The sequence below is a fragment of the Haloarcula hispanica ATCC 33960 genome (assembly GCF_000223905.1).
Lineage (GTDB): Archaea > Halobacteriota > Halobacteria > Halobacteriales > Haloarculaceae > Haloarcula > Haloarcula hispanica.
Map to the genome: position 1 here is coordinate 327,325 of NC_015948.1, position 15,544 is coordinate 342,868.

15 protein-coding genes are annotated in these 15,544 nt (G+C 61.7%); 2 read left to right on the forward strand and 13 right to left on the reverse strand.

Annotation, left to right across the window (positions count from 1 at the left end; genetic code table 11):
- Window positions 1–62: 62 nt before the first annotated feature.
- Together HAH_RS01675 and HAH_RS01680 are read right to left on the reverse strand one after the other, a co-directional pair.
- A complete protein-coding gene (locus tag HAH_RS01675) occupies window positions 63–1,139 on the reverse strand; it encodes a DUF4350 domain-containing protein (RefSeq protein WP_014039344.1) in 1,077 nt (358 codons plus the stop codon).
- 1 nt (window position 1,140) lies between these two features.
- Window positions 1,141–2,067, reverse strand: a complete 927-nt coding sequence (locus HAH_RS01680; RefSeq protein WP_014039345.1) for a S49 family peptidase — start codon at window positions 2,065–2,067, stop codon at window positions 1,141–1,143.
- 123 nt (window positions 2,068–2,190) lie between these two features.
- On the opposite strand from HAH_RS01680, the gene HAH_RS01685 reads away from it, so the two are divergent.
- Window positions 2,191–4,200: a heme-binding protein gene (locus HAH_RS01685; RefSeq protein ID WP_014039346.1), complete on the forward strand. Its 2,010-nt coding sequence runs from the start codon at window positions 2,191–2,193 to the stop codon at window positions 4,198–4,200.
- Between the two features lie 19 nt (window positions 4,201–4,219).
- Here HAH_RS01685 and HAH_RS01690 read toward each other — a convergent pair whose 3' ends face one another.
- Together HAH_RS01690 and HAH_RS01695 are read right to left on the reverse strand one after the other, a co-directional pair.
- A complete protein-coding gene (locus HAH_RS01690) occupies window positions 4,220–4,981 on the reverse strand; it encodes a class I SAM-dependent methyltransferase (RefSeq protein WP_014039347.1) in 762 nt (253 codons plus the stop codon).
- A gap of 57 nt (window positions 4,982–5,038) precedes the next feature.
- On the reverse strand, window positions 5,039–5,467 hold the full coding sequence (locus HAH_RS01695; protein ID WP_014039348.1) for an iron-sulfur cluster assembly scaffold protein: 429 nt from the start codon (window positions 5,465–5,467) through the stop codon (window positions 5,039–5,041).
- 159 nt (window positions 5,468–5,626) lie between these two features.
- Here HAH_RS01695 and HAH_RS01700 point away from each other — a divergent pair, with 159 nt between their 5' ends.
- Entirely contained in the window at window positions 5,627–6,103 is a 477-nt protein-coding gene (locus HAH_RS01700; RefSeq protein ID WP_023843100.1) for a protein-tyrosine phosphatase family protein, read from the forward strand.
- A gap of 24 nt (window positions 6,104–6,127) precedes the next feature.
- On the opposite strand, the gene HAH_RS01705 is transcribed toward HAH_RS01700, so the two are convergent.
- The 9 genes from HAH_RS01705 to HAH_RS01745 form a co-directional block, all read right to left on the reverse strand.
- Window positions 6,128–6,667, reverse strand: a complete 540-nt coding sequence (locus HAH_RS01705) for a cupin domain-containing protein (RefSeq protein WP_014039350.1) — start codon at window positions 6,665–6,667, stop codon at window positions 6,128–6,130.
- A 110-nt stretch (window positions 6,668–6,777) separates the two neighbouring features.
- Complete coding sequence (locus HAH_RS01710; RefSeq protein WP_014039351.1) at window positions 6,778–8,025, reverse strand: aminotransferase class V-fold PLP-dependent enzyme; 1,248 nt, start codon at window positions 8,023–8,025, stop codon at window positions 6,778–6,780.
- 216 nt (window positions 8,026–8,241) lie between these two features.
- Window positions 8,242–9,621 carry a nucleotide sugar dehydrogenase gene (locus HAH_RS01715; protein ID WP_023843101.1) on the reverse strand — a complete coding sequence of 460 codons (1,380 nt, stop codon included), beginning with the start codon at window positions 9,619–9,621 and terminating at the stop codon, window positions 8,242–8,244.
- Window positions 9,605–10,597: a Gfo/Idh/MocA family protein gene (locus HAH_RS01720; RefSeq protein ID WP_014039353.1), complete on the reverse strand. Its 993-nt coding sequence runs from the start codon at window positions 10,595–10,597 to the stop codon at window positions 9,605–9,607. The genes HAH_RS01715 and HAH_RS01720 overlap by 17 nt, the downstream gene beginning before the upstream one ends.
- Window positions 10,590–11,663 carry a DegT/DnrJ/EryC1/StrS family aminotransferase gene (locus HAH_RS01725; protein WP_014039354.1) on the reverse strand — a complete coding sequence of 358 codons (1,074 nt, stop codon included), beginning with the start codon at window positions 11,661–11,663 and terminating at the stop codon, window positions 10,590–10,592. Before HAH_RS01725 ends, HAH_RS01720 begins: the two co-directional genes overlap by 8 nt.
- The gene (locus HAH_RS01730) at window positions 11,660–12,244 is read right to left on the reverse strand and encodes an acyltransferase (RefSeq protein ID WP_014039355.1); all 585 of its coding nucleotides are present in this window, start codon (window positions 12,242–12,244) and stop codon (window positions 11,660–11,662) included. Before HAH_RS01730 ends, HAH_RS01725 begins: the two co-directional genes overlap by 4 nt.
- A 246-nt stretch (window positions 12,245–12,490) precedes the next feature.
- Complete coding sequence (locus HAH_RS01735) at window positions 12,491–13,516, reverse strand: GNAT family N-acetyltransferase (RefSeq protein WP_014039356.1); 1,026 nt, start codon at window positions 13,514–13,516, stop codon at window positions 12,491–12,493.
- A gap of 27 nt (window positions 13,517–13,543) precedes the next feature.
- A complete protein-coding gene (locus HAH_RS01740) occupies window positions 13,544–14,623 on the reverse strand; it encodes a GNAT family N-acetyltransferase (RefSeq protein WP_014039357.1) in 1,080 nt (359 codons plus the stop codon).
- On the reverse strand, window positions 14,620–15,543 hold the full coding sequence (locus HAH_RS01745) for a glycosyltransferase (RefSeq protein ID WP_023843102.1): 924 nt from the start codon (window positions 15,541–15,543) through the stop codon (window positions 14,620–14,622). Before HAH_RS01745 ends, HAH_RS01740 begins: the two co-directional genes overlap by 4 nt.
- Window position 15,544: the final 1 nt, after the last annotated feature.

Consider the following 15,544-nt stretch of genomic DNA (forward strand, 5'->3'; position numbering starts at 1 on the left):
TCGGCAATTGCTGCGTTATTCCTGTTCTGCCGGTATCTCCGACGAGAGCGGGCGGTGACGCCCTACTGGTCGGCCCTCATGGTCTCGTTCGGTTCGGGCGCTGGGGTTGAATCCGGCTCGGACGGCAGTGCGCCGCCACCGCCCGTTCCGGCACCAGGGAGCGAGCCGCCAGGTCCGGACTCGCCGGAGTCTGCGGGCTGTGGTGCGTCTGCGGGTGATTTCTCGCCTGTAACGAGGAAGTCAAGCAGATTCCCGACTAGCTGTTCGTTGTCGGCCCGGTAGAGGAACTCCTGTGTGAAGACGTTCGTGTCACCGACGGTGACGACGTTCCCCGAGCGGGCAACGACGCCGTACGTGTCCTGTCGCCGGGTCTTCGAGAGCGTTGTCTGTTCCGTCGTAGTGACCACGGTGTCGCCACCCTGAACGGGGAGTGCGGCGTAGAAGACCGTTCGGTCGACGCCCTCTGTGAGTTCCGTATCGCCCGTCGGCGTCGCGTAGACGTTCTGGTAGTTGGTGTCATACTCGTGCATGTTGTACAGGTAGCCGTTCCCGTACGAGAGGCCGTACTGACTCGCCAGTGGGGCCATCGGCATGGTCACGCTATCGGAGCGAACCGGGCCGAACAGCCCCAGTCCGGCGGGACTCGCCTGTGACGGCTCGTTCAGCAAGAGCACGCGACCGCCTGCATCGCTGAACTCGGTCAGACCGTTCATCTCACTCTCGGTGTAGCGCTGTTCCGCGCCGAGAACGACGAAGGCGTCAGCCGAACGCAGTGACTCGTTGAGCGGGCTTCCGCTCTGTCGCTCACCGACGTGGTAGCGTACCGTCGCTCCGTTCTCGGTCAGGGTCGATACGAGCGGTGTGAGCGCTTCGCGGTCGATGTCGCCGGCGTGAGCGACGTCGATAACGACGACCTTCCCGGACGCGTCAGCCGACATCGAGAGGTCACCGCTCTCGGCTGCCGGCGTCGCGACGGACTCGTCGCTGTTGAACGACGGGGCGTTCACCTGGGTTACATCGGGGGCCGCCTGACTGCCACCACCACCGCCGATTGCTACGGTGCCGACGACCGCCGAGAGGATGAGGATACCGACGAAGAATCCTGCTCGAACGACCGTACTTGAGCTATTGGCTGCCATTTCAGGCACCTCCCTGTGCGCTGCTGTTGTAGACGACTTGCTGATTTTCCGGCGTGCCGTATATCATGAGGAAGTGGACTGTGTCGACGCCCTGGAACGTGTACGGTGCGCCTTCGGCGGCGACGGTAGCGTTCCCACCGGCTTCACTCCCGCCACTGAGCAGGAACAGCCCCCGTGGGTCCGCGGGGTTGCGGTACACGACCTGATACTCCGAGAGGTCGGCGGCTTCGGCCGCGCCGGCTATCGCGGCTTCGAGTCCACCGACTTCGTCCGCATAGCCGGTCTGGACTGCGCGACCGCCTTGATAGGCTGACGCTTCAGCGACAGTCTCGCGGGACACGTTGAGCCTGTCACCGCGTTCGGTCATGACTGCCCCGACGAAGGCCCGCTTCATTGATTCGAGACTGGCGTAGTATTGGTCGCGCGTCATACCTCGATGGGCTTTGTCGGGTCCAGTGGTGGCGGCGGAGCTCAGACCGTCGCTCGGCGCGGTTCCGATGACGCCGACGTGGCCGACGAGACTGGCCGGCGTCACGTAGATGCGGTCGCTCGGGACCGCGGTGTAGTACGCGCCGGAAGCGGCGTACTGGTTCACACTCGTATACACCGGTTTTTCGGCCGAGAGCCGCTTGACCGCCAGATACATCGATTCACTGGCGGCGGCGCTTCCCCCTGGACTCGATACCCGGAGGACGACCGCTTCGACCGACTCGTTGCTGCGGAGTTCGCGGAGCTCCTGTATCGTGTCCTGTGAACTAGAGCCGGAGATTGTTTCGTCGATGTTCACTACAGCGACGTACTGTTCGTCACCCTCGGCGACCGACGCCGCATACGGCACGACGGCGGCACCAATGAGAATGGCGATAACCGCAAGTACCGTATATGATTGGAGGGCAGTTGCGACCCGTCTATCGATTGGGTTGTTCATGCGACAACATAGATTCGCTGTCACGTTAGCCTAATAAAAGCATAGCCTGAACTGCTGGGTCAGAAGTCGCCGGACCGGAACGACATGAGAAGTTTCCTTACTGTCGACCTGCAACTGATATCTATGGATCAACGAAAGCCGCCAGCCACGGAAGAGGGCTGGTACGCGCTGCACGATTGCCGGAGTATCGACTGGGACGCCTGGCGCGAGGCCCCCCAGCGAGTCCGCGACCGTGCGCTCTCGGAGGGGATCGGCTTCCTCGACGCGTACGAAGCCGTCGAAGACGCCGAGGAGGGACAGACGGCAGTGTACACCGTCATGGGTCACAAGGCGGACATCATGATCCTCCACCTGCGGCCGACGATGGGCGACCTCGACGCGGCCGAACGGCACTTCGAGCAGACGGAGTTCGCCGCCTTCACCGAACAGGAGTTCTCGTACGTCTCCGTGACGGAGGCCTCAGGCTACACCGAGAAGTCCCGCGAGTACTTCGAGGGTGAGGTAGACGACGACTCCGGGTTGGCCCAGTACATCCAGGCCCGACTCCACCCCGACGTGCCCGACGACGAGTTCGTCTGCTTCTACCCGATGAGCAAGCGCCGCCAGCCCGACCAGAACTGGTACGACACCTCCTTCGAGGAGCGGGCGGCCCACATCAAACGCCACGGCGACATCGGCCGCACCTACGGCGGCGACGTGAACCAGATGATCGCCGGCTCCATCGGCTTCGACGACTGGGAGTGGGGCATCACGCTCTGGAGCGACGACATGCGCCACATCAAGGAGCTGCTGACCGAGATGCGCTTTGACCCCTCGACCTCGCAGTTCGCCGAGTTCGGCCCCTTCTACGTCGGCCGGCGGTTCGATCCCTCGGAGTTGCCGGCCGTGCTGGCCGGCCAGCGGGTGCCGACCGACGACGAGTCGGTTCCGGAGACGCCGGCGGACGTTGCGGAACACGAGCACGCTCCGACTGATGCCGGCACGAGTCACAGCCACGCCGAAGAGCCGACGGCGAGCGACGCACAGGCCGGGGCACACGCCGGCGGGGACACCGATAGTCACGGCGGTGCCCACCCCGGCAGCGCCAGCGAGGGTGACCATCCGCATTCGGAGGAATCGTCCGACGGGGATGACTCGGGGTCGTCGAGCAGTTCGGGCGGCCGGCCGGACGTCTCGGCCGACTTCGAAGAGGTCGACGACGCCGCACAGCGGCTCGGTCGGCTGGGACTGCACGAGGGCGACGCGTACGACGCCGGGGACTACGCGCTGGTGTTTCACTCCTCGGCGGATGCGGAGGACATCGTCGACGACGTGTCCGACCTCGAGAGCAGTTTCGACCACTACGACCGCCACGTCCGGACGGCCGTGCGCGCCGACAGTGGCCAGACCTACGTCGTCAGCATCTGGACGGCGAAAGACGCCGCCGAGACGGCGGCCGGGTTCCTGTCCGATATCGACGGCGTCGAGGAGCAACTCGGCGGCCCGCTCGGCGAGGGTGCCGAGAGTAGCGAGACCGAGGCCAACAGCGACGCCCAGACCGCCGAGTCGTCGCAGTCGATCCGCGAGACGCTCGAGTCGGCGGGCGTCTACGCCGGGCAACCGCACGGCGAGGACGTGTACGCGCTGGTCGTATACTCCGAAGCTGACGCCGAAACGCTCGACGAGGAAGTCGCAGACCTCCGGAGCGCGTTCGACCGCTACGACACCCACGTCCAGACGACGGTGTACGGCGACACCGACGGCGATGTCGCGGCTGTCGCGTCGCTGTGGGACACCGAAGACGCCGCCCAGACCGCCAGCGACTACCTCACCGACCTGCCCGGTGTCGTCGGCCGCCACGGCGAGGGCGACGGGTTCGGGACGATGGGGATGTTCTACACGGTCAAGCCTGAGTACCACGACGACTTCGTCGAGAAGTTCGACACTGTCGGCGGCCTGCTCGAAGAGATGGACGGCCACCGCGAGACCTCGCTGCTGTTCAACCACGACGACGCGAACGACATGTTCATCGCGAGCCAGTGGGACTCACAGGAGGATGCGATGGCGTTCTTCCGTTCGGACGACTTCTCGGAGACGGTCGACTGGGGTCGCGACGTACTGGCTGACCGACCGCGGCACGTCTTCCTGGCCTGAATCAGAGGCCAACTGTTCGTTAGTGACTGGCGACGAACCGCAGCCGCCGGTAGTCGACGGTCCACGTCTCAGTCTCGGTGTCGTATAACGTCGGTCGCAGCCGGTCCTCGATACTGTCCAGAACGGCTCCGTGGTCGCGTTCGGGGACCGGAGCCAGCACCGAATCGCCGAACATTTCGAGCCATTCTCTCAAGCCCGCGCTACCGCCTTCAAGCGGTGTCGGACGGTCAAACAGCCACGCTGCGGTGACCTCCAGTCCGTGCGCTTCGAGACGCGACGTGTACTCGCCGAGGCTCGGGAAATACCACGGGTTCCCGGTCTCGTAGCCCCGTTCGGCGAGTACCGAACGGACCGCTGTTTCGACCTGTGAGACGTTCCCCTGGCCGCCAAGTTCCGCGACGAAGCGACCGCCTTCGTCCAAGGCCTCGGCGACCATCGACAACACGGCGTCGTGGTCGTCGCTGGGTATCCAGTGCAGTGCGGCGTTCGAGAAGACAGCGTCGAACGTGCCGGGGTCGTAGTCCCGGGCGTCGGCGACCTCGAACGTCAGGTCGGGGTACTGCTCGCGAGCCTGAGCGACCATCTCTTCGGCGGCGTCGATGCCGACCACAGCCGCACCCCGGTCGGCGATTTCGGCCGTCAGGTGGCCCGTGCCACAGCCGATATCGAGGACGCGCTCGCTCGGCTGCGCGTCCACCAACTCGACCACGTCCGCTCCGTACTCGGCGACAAAGCTGTGTCCCCCGTCGTAGTCGTCGGGGTCCCACTCGTTTTCCGGCATTGACTGGGCTATCGCCCGAGTGGAATGAAAAGCGTACTGCCGGTGTGTGATTCCGTCTCAGTCGTCGTCTTCGGTCGTCGTCCGGTCGATGTCCTTCTCGCCGAAGTAGATCTCCGCCCCGTCCTGAGCCACCTTCTCGGCGAGGACGGCACATTTCACCCGCATCGGCGAGATGTCGACACCCAGCATCTCTGTGATGTCGTCGCGGTCCATCGCTTCTAGGTCCTCGACCGCCATCCCGGCTAGCTCCTGTGAGAGCATCGACGCCGAAGCCTGAGAGATGGCACAGCCGTCGCCCTGGAAGGCGACCCGCTCGATGGTCTCCTCGCTCTCGTCGAGGACGACATCCATCCGTATCTCGTCGCCGCACATCGGGTTCTCGCCGATGTGGGTAAACGTCGGGTCCTCGATCTCCCCGTAGTTCCGCGGGTTCTTGTAGTGATCGAGGATCTGCTGCCGGTACATGTCCGAGCCACCGATACCCATAATTAAACTATGATACGGCTGTCAGTCGGAAAAGCGTTCCGAGGTATCGGTTCGCATGTATTTTCCTTCGGCAGGGACCGCCCCGACGGTCTGTGAGCACTGACCGACGCTCTCCCGTCAGTAAGCAGTATTTACTATCGCAGCTCGTTCTGTCAACACATGGGGCAGAACGACGCTTCGGCTTCGACCGACTGTGCTGTCCGACCCGTGGGGTTCGTCAGCGATGCGCCGGTAATCCGACAGATTGGCGACCGGTCGCTGTATCTCGGAAACAAACACGCGGCACGACCCGAGACACACGACCAGTCCTTCGACTACGTGCTTTCAGCGACGAGCGAGGCGTACCCGCTCACGACCGCCCACCATCCGCTCACTGACGGCCCGGGGAACGAGTGGGCGGCGTTCGAGGCGGCCGTCGATACCGCCCGGCGCTTCGTCCGAGCGGACGGTCCGGCACTGATTCACTGCAAGGCTGGCGTCTCCCGGAGTTCGACGCTGCTTGCGACGGCCATCGCCGCCGAGGAGGACCGCCCGCTCTCGAACGCGCTGGCGGCTGTACAGGAGGCCCGGCCGATTGCGACGCCGAACCCCGCTCTCTATGAGCTAGCTGTCATTTACCTCGCTGCGGACCCGTGATTTCCCGATACGTACCTATTGGACCTACTCCGTGACGGCGTTCTCGTCTTTCGTGACGACTTCGTCGCGGACTCGGTCGACCCACAGCGCAACCGGCCAGTCCTCTGTCTGGTACGGCTCATTCCCTTCGAGCAATTCGAGGCGTCCGACCGAGTCCGACGGCATTGCGACCAGTCCCTCGTGACTGGTTTCTCCCACAGATTCTATCTTGTGTCGTGCCCCACCGGGTAGATAGACGAACTCGAGTCGTTCAGCCCGGATTACTTGCTCGCTTCCGTCTTCGCGTTTCAGCGTGTATCTGGCGGCACCATCGAGGCACAGACACACCTCGTCGAAACTGGGTGCGTGCGTGTGCCAGTCAATGACCGCGCCAGGGTCCATCTCGAAGTACAGCAACTTGAATTCGTTCGTGATACACACCGGGTACGTCCGGATGTCGTCCCCACCCTGCTCGAAGTGGCTGGCGTCGTCGAGCGACACCTTGTACATCGTTTGATCGGGAAGGTGCGTGTAATCGAGGGCTTCCGGCGTCAGCGGCCGCTCCGCTTCATCGGTATCAGTCATTGTTCCGCCGAAAGTTATCGGCGGTGTGTCATATAGGTGGCGTGCACCGCGGTAATGTAAAAAATTGCCAATAAATCACTCCGCAACTCCGACGGAGACTGCGAGTGGGATTACGCGAACAGCTGGCGGGCGTCGTCGATAGCTGAAACGAGCTTGTCCACTTCTTCACGCGTGTTATAGATGTAGAACGAGGCTCGTGCGGAGGCGGGGACGCCCATCTTGTCGTGGAGGGGCTGGGTGCAGTGGTCGCCGGCGCGGATGGCGACGGCGGAGTCGTTGAGGATCGAGGAGAGGTCGTGGGCGTGGACCGAATCGAGGTTGAACGCGACCAGACCGCCTCGTTCCGTTCCCGCGGACGGGCCGTACGTCTCCACGTCGCCTTCGTCCCGGAGTTGTTCAAGCGCGTACTGGGCGAGTTGTTCCTCGTGGCGCTGGATTCGTTCCATACCGATGTCGTCGAGGTAGTCACAGGCCTCCGCCAGCGCGATGCCCTGGCAGATGACGGGCGTGCCGGCCTCGAACTTCCAGGGGAGGTCGTTCCAGGTAGCGTCCTCGAAGGTGACCTTCTTGATCATCTCGCCGCCGTAGAGGTACGGCTCCATCTCCTCAAGCAGGTGCTTCTTGCCGTAGAGGACGCCGATACCGGTCGGACCGGCCATCTTGTGGCCCGAGAAGGCCAGGAAGTCAGCGTCGATGGCTTCCACGTCGACTGGGCGGTTCGGGACCGACTGCGCGCCGTCGACGAAGATGTACGACCCGTGGTCGTGGGCGATGTCCGCCAGCTCCGAGACCGGATTGACCGTGCCGAGCGTGTTCGAGACGTGGACGACGCTGACCATCGCGGTATCGTCGGTGATGATCTCGCGGGCGTGGTCCATGTCGAGCGTGCCGTCCTCGTCGACGCTGATGTACCGACACGTCGCGCCGGTCTTCTTGGCGATCTGCTGCCAGGTGACCAGCGAGGCGTGGTGTTCCATCTCCGTGAGGACGACCTCGTCTTCTGGCCCGAGTTCGTTCAGGCCCCAGGCGTAGGCGACGAGGTTCTCACTCTCCGTCGTGTTCTTCGTAAAGACGATTTCCTCGCGCTCGCCCGACGCGCCGATGAACTCGGCGACGCGGTCGTGGGCCTTCTCGTAGGCGACGCTGGCCTCCTGGCTGAGTTGGTGGAGGCCGCGGTGGACGTTGGCGTTCGTCGTCCGGTAGTAGTCAGCGATGGTCTCGACGACCGGCTCGGGCGTCTGCGTTGTGGCCGCGTTGTCGAGGTACACCACCTGCTCGCCGTCGAATTCGCGCTGGAGGATGGGGAAGTCCTCGCGGATACGCTCCACGTCCAGTAGTTCAGATTCAGCGTGTCCCATTACCTCTATACAGGGACTCGACAGGCAACATTCCTTCGGTCGCAGGTATTACGGAACGGTTCGACGAGAGTGCGGCCAGTCAATGTGACAGCCTGCAGACGGGCCAGTAAACGAGCGCTCAGCACCACCGCAGCCGCGTTGACGATTAGTGGCGTTCCGGAGCGCGAACCGGCGGGGTTTCCTGACAGGCGGGACAACTGACTGGCGTATCTCCGTCTACTCTACGGGTCCGCGCCCGACGGTGTAGACGCGATGACTGGTGTCAGACAGGGTCAGTGTGTCCCGTCCGTCGATGACGACTGAGCCCGCTGGTCGGCCTATCGAGTCCCAGTCTAGCGCCCCGAACTCGTCGTGCGGTGTGACCATGACGATAGCGTCGTAGTCCCGCTCTGACGCCCGAGAAAGTGGTAGCTGCTCCAGGTCGAACTCGGCGGTATCGTCGAGAAGCGGGTCGATCCCGTCGACGTCGGCCCCGGCCGCTGACAGCCTCTCTGCGATTGGACGGGCCGGCGATGTCTGCGTTTCCTCCACACCGGGTCGATAGGTCAGCCCGAGCACAAGGACGCTGGCCGCGGCCAGTTCCACGCCGTCGGCGGCCAGTTCCTCGCGGAGTGTCTCGACTGTAAACACCGGCATCGAATCGTTGACCTCGCGTGCGGTTTCGAGCAACGGCGCCTCGGTGTCAAACGGTTCGATGAGGAAGTGGGGGTAGACCGGGATACAGTGGCCACCAACTCCGGGTCCAGGATCGTGGATGTCACAGAACGGTTGCGTGTTGGCAGCCTCGATTGCTGCCCGAACGTCGACGTCAAGCTCGTCGGTGAACGTCGCTAGCTCGTTTGCCAGCGCGATGTTGACATCACGGTACAACCCTTCAAACAGCTTGACACATTCGGCAGTGGTTGCGTCGGCGACAGCGATAACACCGCTGTCGTTGATACTGGCGTAGATGCACTCTGCCAGTCGGGTGCTCTCATCGTCGACACCGCCAACGACCTTCGGGTACGCGCCGCGGATGTCCTGAATAGCGCGTCCACTCGCGGTCCGCTCGGGACAGAATGCGACACCGAACGCATCGGTCTCTAAGCCGGCTGCCGCAGCGATGCCGGGCCGGACGTGGTCAGCAGTCGTCCGTGGTGGAACGGTGCACTCAACGAGGACGAGGTCGCCGGGCGCGACGCCCTCCGCAATCCCGTCGATAGCAGCGTCAAGCATGGAGAGATCGGGCTCAGACGTGTCCGTAAGTGGTGTTGGTACGATGACGACGTGAACGGTCGCTGCAGCCGCCGCAGCGGCCGGGTCAGACGTCGCGCGAAGTTCCCCGGCGGCGACACAGTCTGCCACTAAATCGGGCAGTCCCGGTTCGCGCTGGACGTGGCAGTTGCCAGCATTGACACTTTCAACGACTGCCGGATCGATGTCGACACCGATGACAGCGCCACAGACGTCGGCAAACACAGCAGCCAGAGGGAGCCCCATCTTGCCGAGTCCGTACACTGCCACCGGAAGGGTTCCGTTTTCAAACGCGGTTTGAACCTGCTCGGCAGTGGCGTCGTTCCCGTAAACGCCACCTACTGACTCAGTCTGTCTGTGCATTGGTGGTGAACTCCCTTTCCGAAGACCCCGCGTCGAACGCTTTTCGGTCAATTGTCTGTGCTAACTCGACGGCTCGGATCCCGTCCTCACCTGTGACACGCGGTTGGCTGTTCGTCTGTACAGCATCGAGGAAGGACTCGAGTTCGCGTTTGAGTGGTTCCCCGGTGCGTACTGCCGGCTTCTCGACGATACTCTCATGGCGGTACCGGACCTCGTTGTCCGTCGCAACGTACTCCGGAACTGACTGGCGATGGACTTCTAGTGACTGATCAATGAAGTCAGCAGTCACGTAACAGGAATCCGCGGTGATTTTGAACTGGCGGATCTTCTTTTCTGTGACCCTGCTCGCCGTCAGTGAGCCGATGACTCCGGAGGAGAACTCTAACGTTGCTGTCGCGTATCGGCCCTGTGCAGCGCCGCTGACCTGAATATCTGATACTGCGGACGGCAGGAGATGACAGATCAGATCGATGTCGTGTATCATGAGGTCGGTGACTGCCGAGTCCTCAACGGTGCGATCGACTGACGGCCCTAGCCGTTTGGCCGACACAGAAATAACATCGATATCTGCGAGGATCTCCTCTAAGACCTCTGTCACAGGGTTGAACCGCTCTATATGGCCTACCTGAAGGGTCACGTCCACGGCATCCGCAGCGTCGATGAGGTCGCGTCCGGTCGCAGTCTTCACGACCAACGGCTTTTCGATCAACATCCCAGTCCCAGCGTCAATACACTGTCGAGCAACCTCGGCGTGGTACCGCGTCGGGACGGCGATTGAGACCGCATCGGCTTGCTTGCACAGGTCCGCGCTGTCACAGGCCCGGACCTCATTTTTGTCAGCGATCTGCTTTGCTCGGTCCGCGTTGGCGTCGGCCACACCGATCAGCGTCGCACCGGACAGTTCGTTGTAGACACGGGCGTGGTGTCGACCCATTGCTCCGACGCCAACAACTCCGACATCGAGCGTCTCACCCATACGTCTGGACCACCTCCCCAACTCGCTCGATCTCACGCTGCTCCAGCGCCGGATGTACCGGAAGTGAGCATACTTCCGCAGCTGCGCGCTTCGCTTCGGGCGTGTCGGCAGTAACACCGCTGTACGCCTCTTGTTCGTTGATCGGGGTCGGGTAATAAACACCGCATCCGATATCGTGTGCGGTGAGATGGTCGATCAATCCATCTCGGTCCCGACAGCGAACAGTGTACTGATTGTAGGCGTGCCGGCGGTCGGACGGTTCGACAGGAGTCGTTAGGTCAGTTGCCGAGAGTGCGTCAGTTAGTATCGTCGCGTACTCTCGCCGGGTCGCGACGTACTCTGGAAGGCATTCTAGTTGTGCCAGGCCGATAGCGGCGGCGATACTCGTCATCCGGAAATTATGCCCTACGTCGGTGTATCCCTCGTCGCCACGACCGTGGTTGACGAACCGCTCGGTCCGACCCGCGACCACAGGATCGTCGGTGACAACCATCCCACCCTCGCCAGTAGTCATGTTCTTTGTTGGATAAAAGGAGAAACAGGCCACATCGCCGAGACTACCGACCGGCTCGCCGCTGACGGCCGCTCCATGGGCCTGTGCCGCGTCCTCCACCAGCGGGATGTCATGCTCGTCAGCGATCCTTCGCAATCTGGTCATGTCGGCAGGTAATCCGTAGAGATGAACAGCGATGATAGCGTCGACGGCCCCATCGTGGGCCGCAATAGTCCGTTCAACGCTGTCGGGGTCTAAGGTGTACGTTGCCGGAGCGATGTCGGCAAATATCGGCTCCGCCCCGGCGAGGCGAACTGCGTTCGCGCTCGCGATGAACGAGAACGTCGTCGTCAGGACACGGTCGCCACTTCCGATGCCAAGTCCTTTCAGCGCGGCGTGGAGGGCTGTGGTCCCGTTAGCGGTAGCAACGGCGTGGGACACCCCACAGTGCGTGGCGAACTCGGTTTCGAACTTTCGCACCTGCGGGCCATCCGCCAGCTGTCCGCTATCGAGCACTGCTTGCACCCGCTCGCGCTCCGCATCCCCGATGTCGGGTGTGGCAAGGTTGATCATTGCTCTAGCCTGTTTCGTGTATCTAGTTCAGGCGGTAGTGGTTCGTGGCTGGCCGGGACGCCGACTGCCAAGCTATTCGGCGGAACATCCGTCGTGACGACTGCCCCTGCAGCAACAAAGCTGTGCTCGCCGATGGTCACATCGGGTAACACCGTGGCGTTCGCCCCGACAGTGACTCCGTCCTCAATAGTTGGCCCCGCCAGTCCACCGTCGCTACGCACTGGATATCTGTCGTTTGTCAGGACTGCATGTGGGCCGAGGAAGACGTTGTCCCCGATGGTTGTCTGAGACGGGACGTACACACCTGTCTGAAGGCTAACATGAGAGCCAATGTCCGTCTTCCCATCGATAACAGCGTTCGTTCCGAGTACGACATCGTCACTGATGGTTGTATGCTCCCGCACCAGTGCGTTGTGTCCCGTGACAAACGATGCTCCAACGGCGACGTCACAGTAGATTACTGTCCCGGCACGTACTGTTGCCGCTGTGCCGAGGACTGTCGGTGAGACATCGTCATTGTACTCGTAGCCCACCGTCGCCTGTGGCGAAATAGTTGCGCTCTCACCCACCTCAGCTTGCATAGAATTCGATACCTCCGCTCACCCTGTTGCTCGTAAATACGTTGTTCAGCAGGAAAGGAACCAGCGTGTTACTGGCCGAGTACTGCTCTCCATACCACCAACAAGCCCTATGGTTAGAAGGCATGTCCAAGCGGCTATTTTTACTATACAGGTTTTATTATAAAGCATATATTCTATATAATACTACCATACCTATCAGTAAGTTATTCTTTTCAACGAATAATTATATGCACAGTACCTGTAAAATCAGGAGTACTGTACAAACCACCGATACAGTTGCAGTAGTGAATCGATACCGGCTCCGCTCCGCTCCATAGAGTAGAACCCGGTTAGCTCGGGCCCGAAATGGAGTTTATACCTGTTTAGACGGGGGTCACCTGCACCCACCAGTTCATAGGCTGTTCGCCCCCGCTCGATCGCATCAGTAATCCCTCGCCAGATGAGCAACTCATTGACCGGGAGGTCCACATGATCGGGGGGCTTGACGTTCCCGAGCCAGCCCGAAATTGTGTCTCCGTCGTCGTAATAAATGTGCCCGCCGACGACATCGCCATCCACTCGGAGAACGTAGGGGCGGATTTGCCCCGGTTGAAGCGCTTCGTAGAGCCGCCCGGGGAACCCAGTGGGAACGGGGAACGGCTCGCCCTGCTCGTTGTACCGGCTTTCAACGTGGTGCATCACCGTCTCAGTCGCGTCGAGTCCTTCCTCAGAGATCGTGTACTCGGACTCCGACTCCTGCCCGATACGGAGCCGCCGACGCGCCTCGCTGGTAAACCGGTCTCGAACGGCGTCTTTTCCACCAGAGAGGTCGGTGACATACGTATACTCCGGCCGAACTGTACAGTCATTCCACTTGAATTGCCGGACGTCATCGAGCCCGGTTGGCGACCGCACTCGGAGGTACTTCGGATCAATCGTGTCTTCGATATACTCGAATGCCGCATCGATGAATCCCTGCCGACGTCGCTCCCGCTTGCGTTGTTTGGGGTCCCCTCGAACGACGAACGCCGGACCAAGTCGGGGAATCCAGAGGTTCGGTGGCGGGGAAAAAACAGCACTGAACGGCCCCTTGCGAAGCTCGAAGATCGGCAAGACACCGATCGGTTCCTGTCCCTTGAACCCCATCAGCCGGTGGAGTTCCGTCCCTGACTCGGCTGCCAGTTGCTCTAGAGCCGCACACCGGTGAAAGACAGTAGCGTGTGGCGAATGTTCAAGAGCGCTATCCCACTCTTCATGTCGGTCTGTCCCGACGCACTCAATCTCGATACTCATTGTCGTGGTTTGGTTCCAATTGTCATCTCAGTAGTTCTGTCCGCGATAGAGCCGGCGCCCGAATTTGAACGCACGCCAGGCGACCGCCGAAAGCCCTCTGTCCCACTGGACGATCGGGCGGACCGCTGGTCCGTACTGTGACTTGTACGAAAACAATCCGTCTCTGAAGTCCGCACCTGTCGTGCCGAAGTCGTAGCTCTCGAAGCCAGCGTCAATGGCCCACTGAATGGCCGCGCCATGGAGCTGTTCCGATGTCCCGTATTCGTAGGCTGACGTCTCCGGAACTGCCGAAAAGTAGTATCTGAGGGCTGACTGCTCCTCATCTACGATGCAGATGTGTCGGCCGAGGGTATCGCCCTCGCGGCGAGCAGTAAACACCTCGACTCGTTCGTCCATGTGTTCGGCAAGCGCCTCAAAGAAGGCCATTGGAAAGCTATCCGCTCCGATTCGCTCCATGTTCTGGACGTAGTCAGCATGGATCGAGGCCAGCATCGAGCCATCGAAGTCAGTCCGTTCGACGGTGACTGCGTCGTTGCGTAGTTCCGTCCGTCGTGTCCGGTCCATTCCGGACTCGATACGGTCCCACCCGGGCGTGAGGTCAAGTACGAGTCGGCAGGAAGTGACCGTCGATTCATACCCCTGACCGATGAGATACTTACTGTATCTGTTCTGTGCCTGGCTCCCCGTCCGGATTTTGTGCGAAAGCGCCTGCCGTGGCGCTGCTGTTATGAGTGCCGACAGCATCGCATCGAGACACGCCTCGTGGTCTGTGGCGATTACTGGACCGCCAGTGCCGGGATGGAGCGACACTAGACGCTCAGTTGGCAGGTGGCAAGCCGTCGCTTCCACAACCCGATCGGGGCCCGGTAGATCCGCTGGGTCGGGGGTTGCAACCGGTACCAGGACGGTCGGAAGCACGGCAACCGGGTTCGATCCTTTCGTCACGACCGCATGATAGGCCGGCCGATCCAGACCTGCTTCGACTGCCCGGAGCCATTCGTACCGGTGGAACACCGTTCCGAGGTCCGACTGTGTGACGAGATTGTTCCACTGGTTCGCGTTGACGGCTCTAACTGTACTGTGGATCGTCGTCTCGTGAGCAGTCATGCACACCTCCGGTCGATAGCTGATCGGTATACTGCGGTCAGACGCTCTGCCATCCGATTCAGACGTAGCGGCTCGACAGCAGCCCGTCCGTGGACAGCCTCTGACGACTGGAGGGTCGCTGTAAGTGCCGTCGTGAGTTCTTCGTCGTCCGCGCAGACGGCAGACCGAGCGGCCCCATCGATCAGACTCGCGACGTCACCGACATTTACCGAGACCACTGGTGTATTACACGCCAGCGCCTCTTTGACCGCGTTCGGTGACCCCTCGTGGGTCGAGGTCAGTATGAGCGCATCTGCGGCGTTCATGTATGTCGGGACCCGGTCGTGGGCGACCCCATGGACGACCTCAAGCGAGACCGGCGTGTCGAGACGCTCGTTGACCGCATCTATGACACGGACGGCTCGGGGATGGTCCTTTTCGGCACGGTCGGGGTCGTAAGGAAACAGCACATGATACCTGCTGTCATCCCAGCCCAACGTCTCTTTGGCAGTTTCGGTCGGGACTGGCTCGAACTGCTCGAAATCGACGGCATGAGGGATCACATGACACGCTTCTCCAAGCGCATCAGCCATGGCCGAAGACATTACGACGACTTCGTCAGCGAGCGTGGCACACTGGCGACTCAGCCGGTCGTACTGGCCGAAAATGTCCGATCCCCATAACGACAGGACGACCGGACGGGTCGGCTGTGCCAGTGCCATCGGCGCAGTCAATCCATAGTTAGCGTGGACGAGGTCGTATTGCCACGGGGCGGCACTGAGCGATTCCGTGTAGAACCGGAGATACGCCATCGGTGACCGAGTAGCTTCGTCGCCACCGGGCACCTCCAGAACCGTACAGTTGATGCCGTGACGCTCCAGCGCTTCGACTTGCTTGTGAAAAAACGGCCGCCGGGTTGTCACAAGCTGAAGAACGTCCATC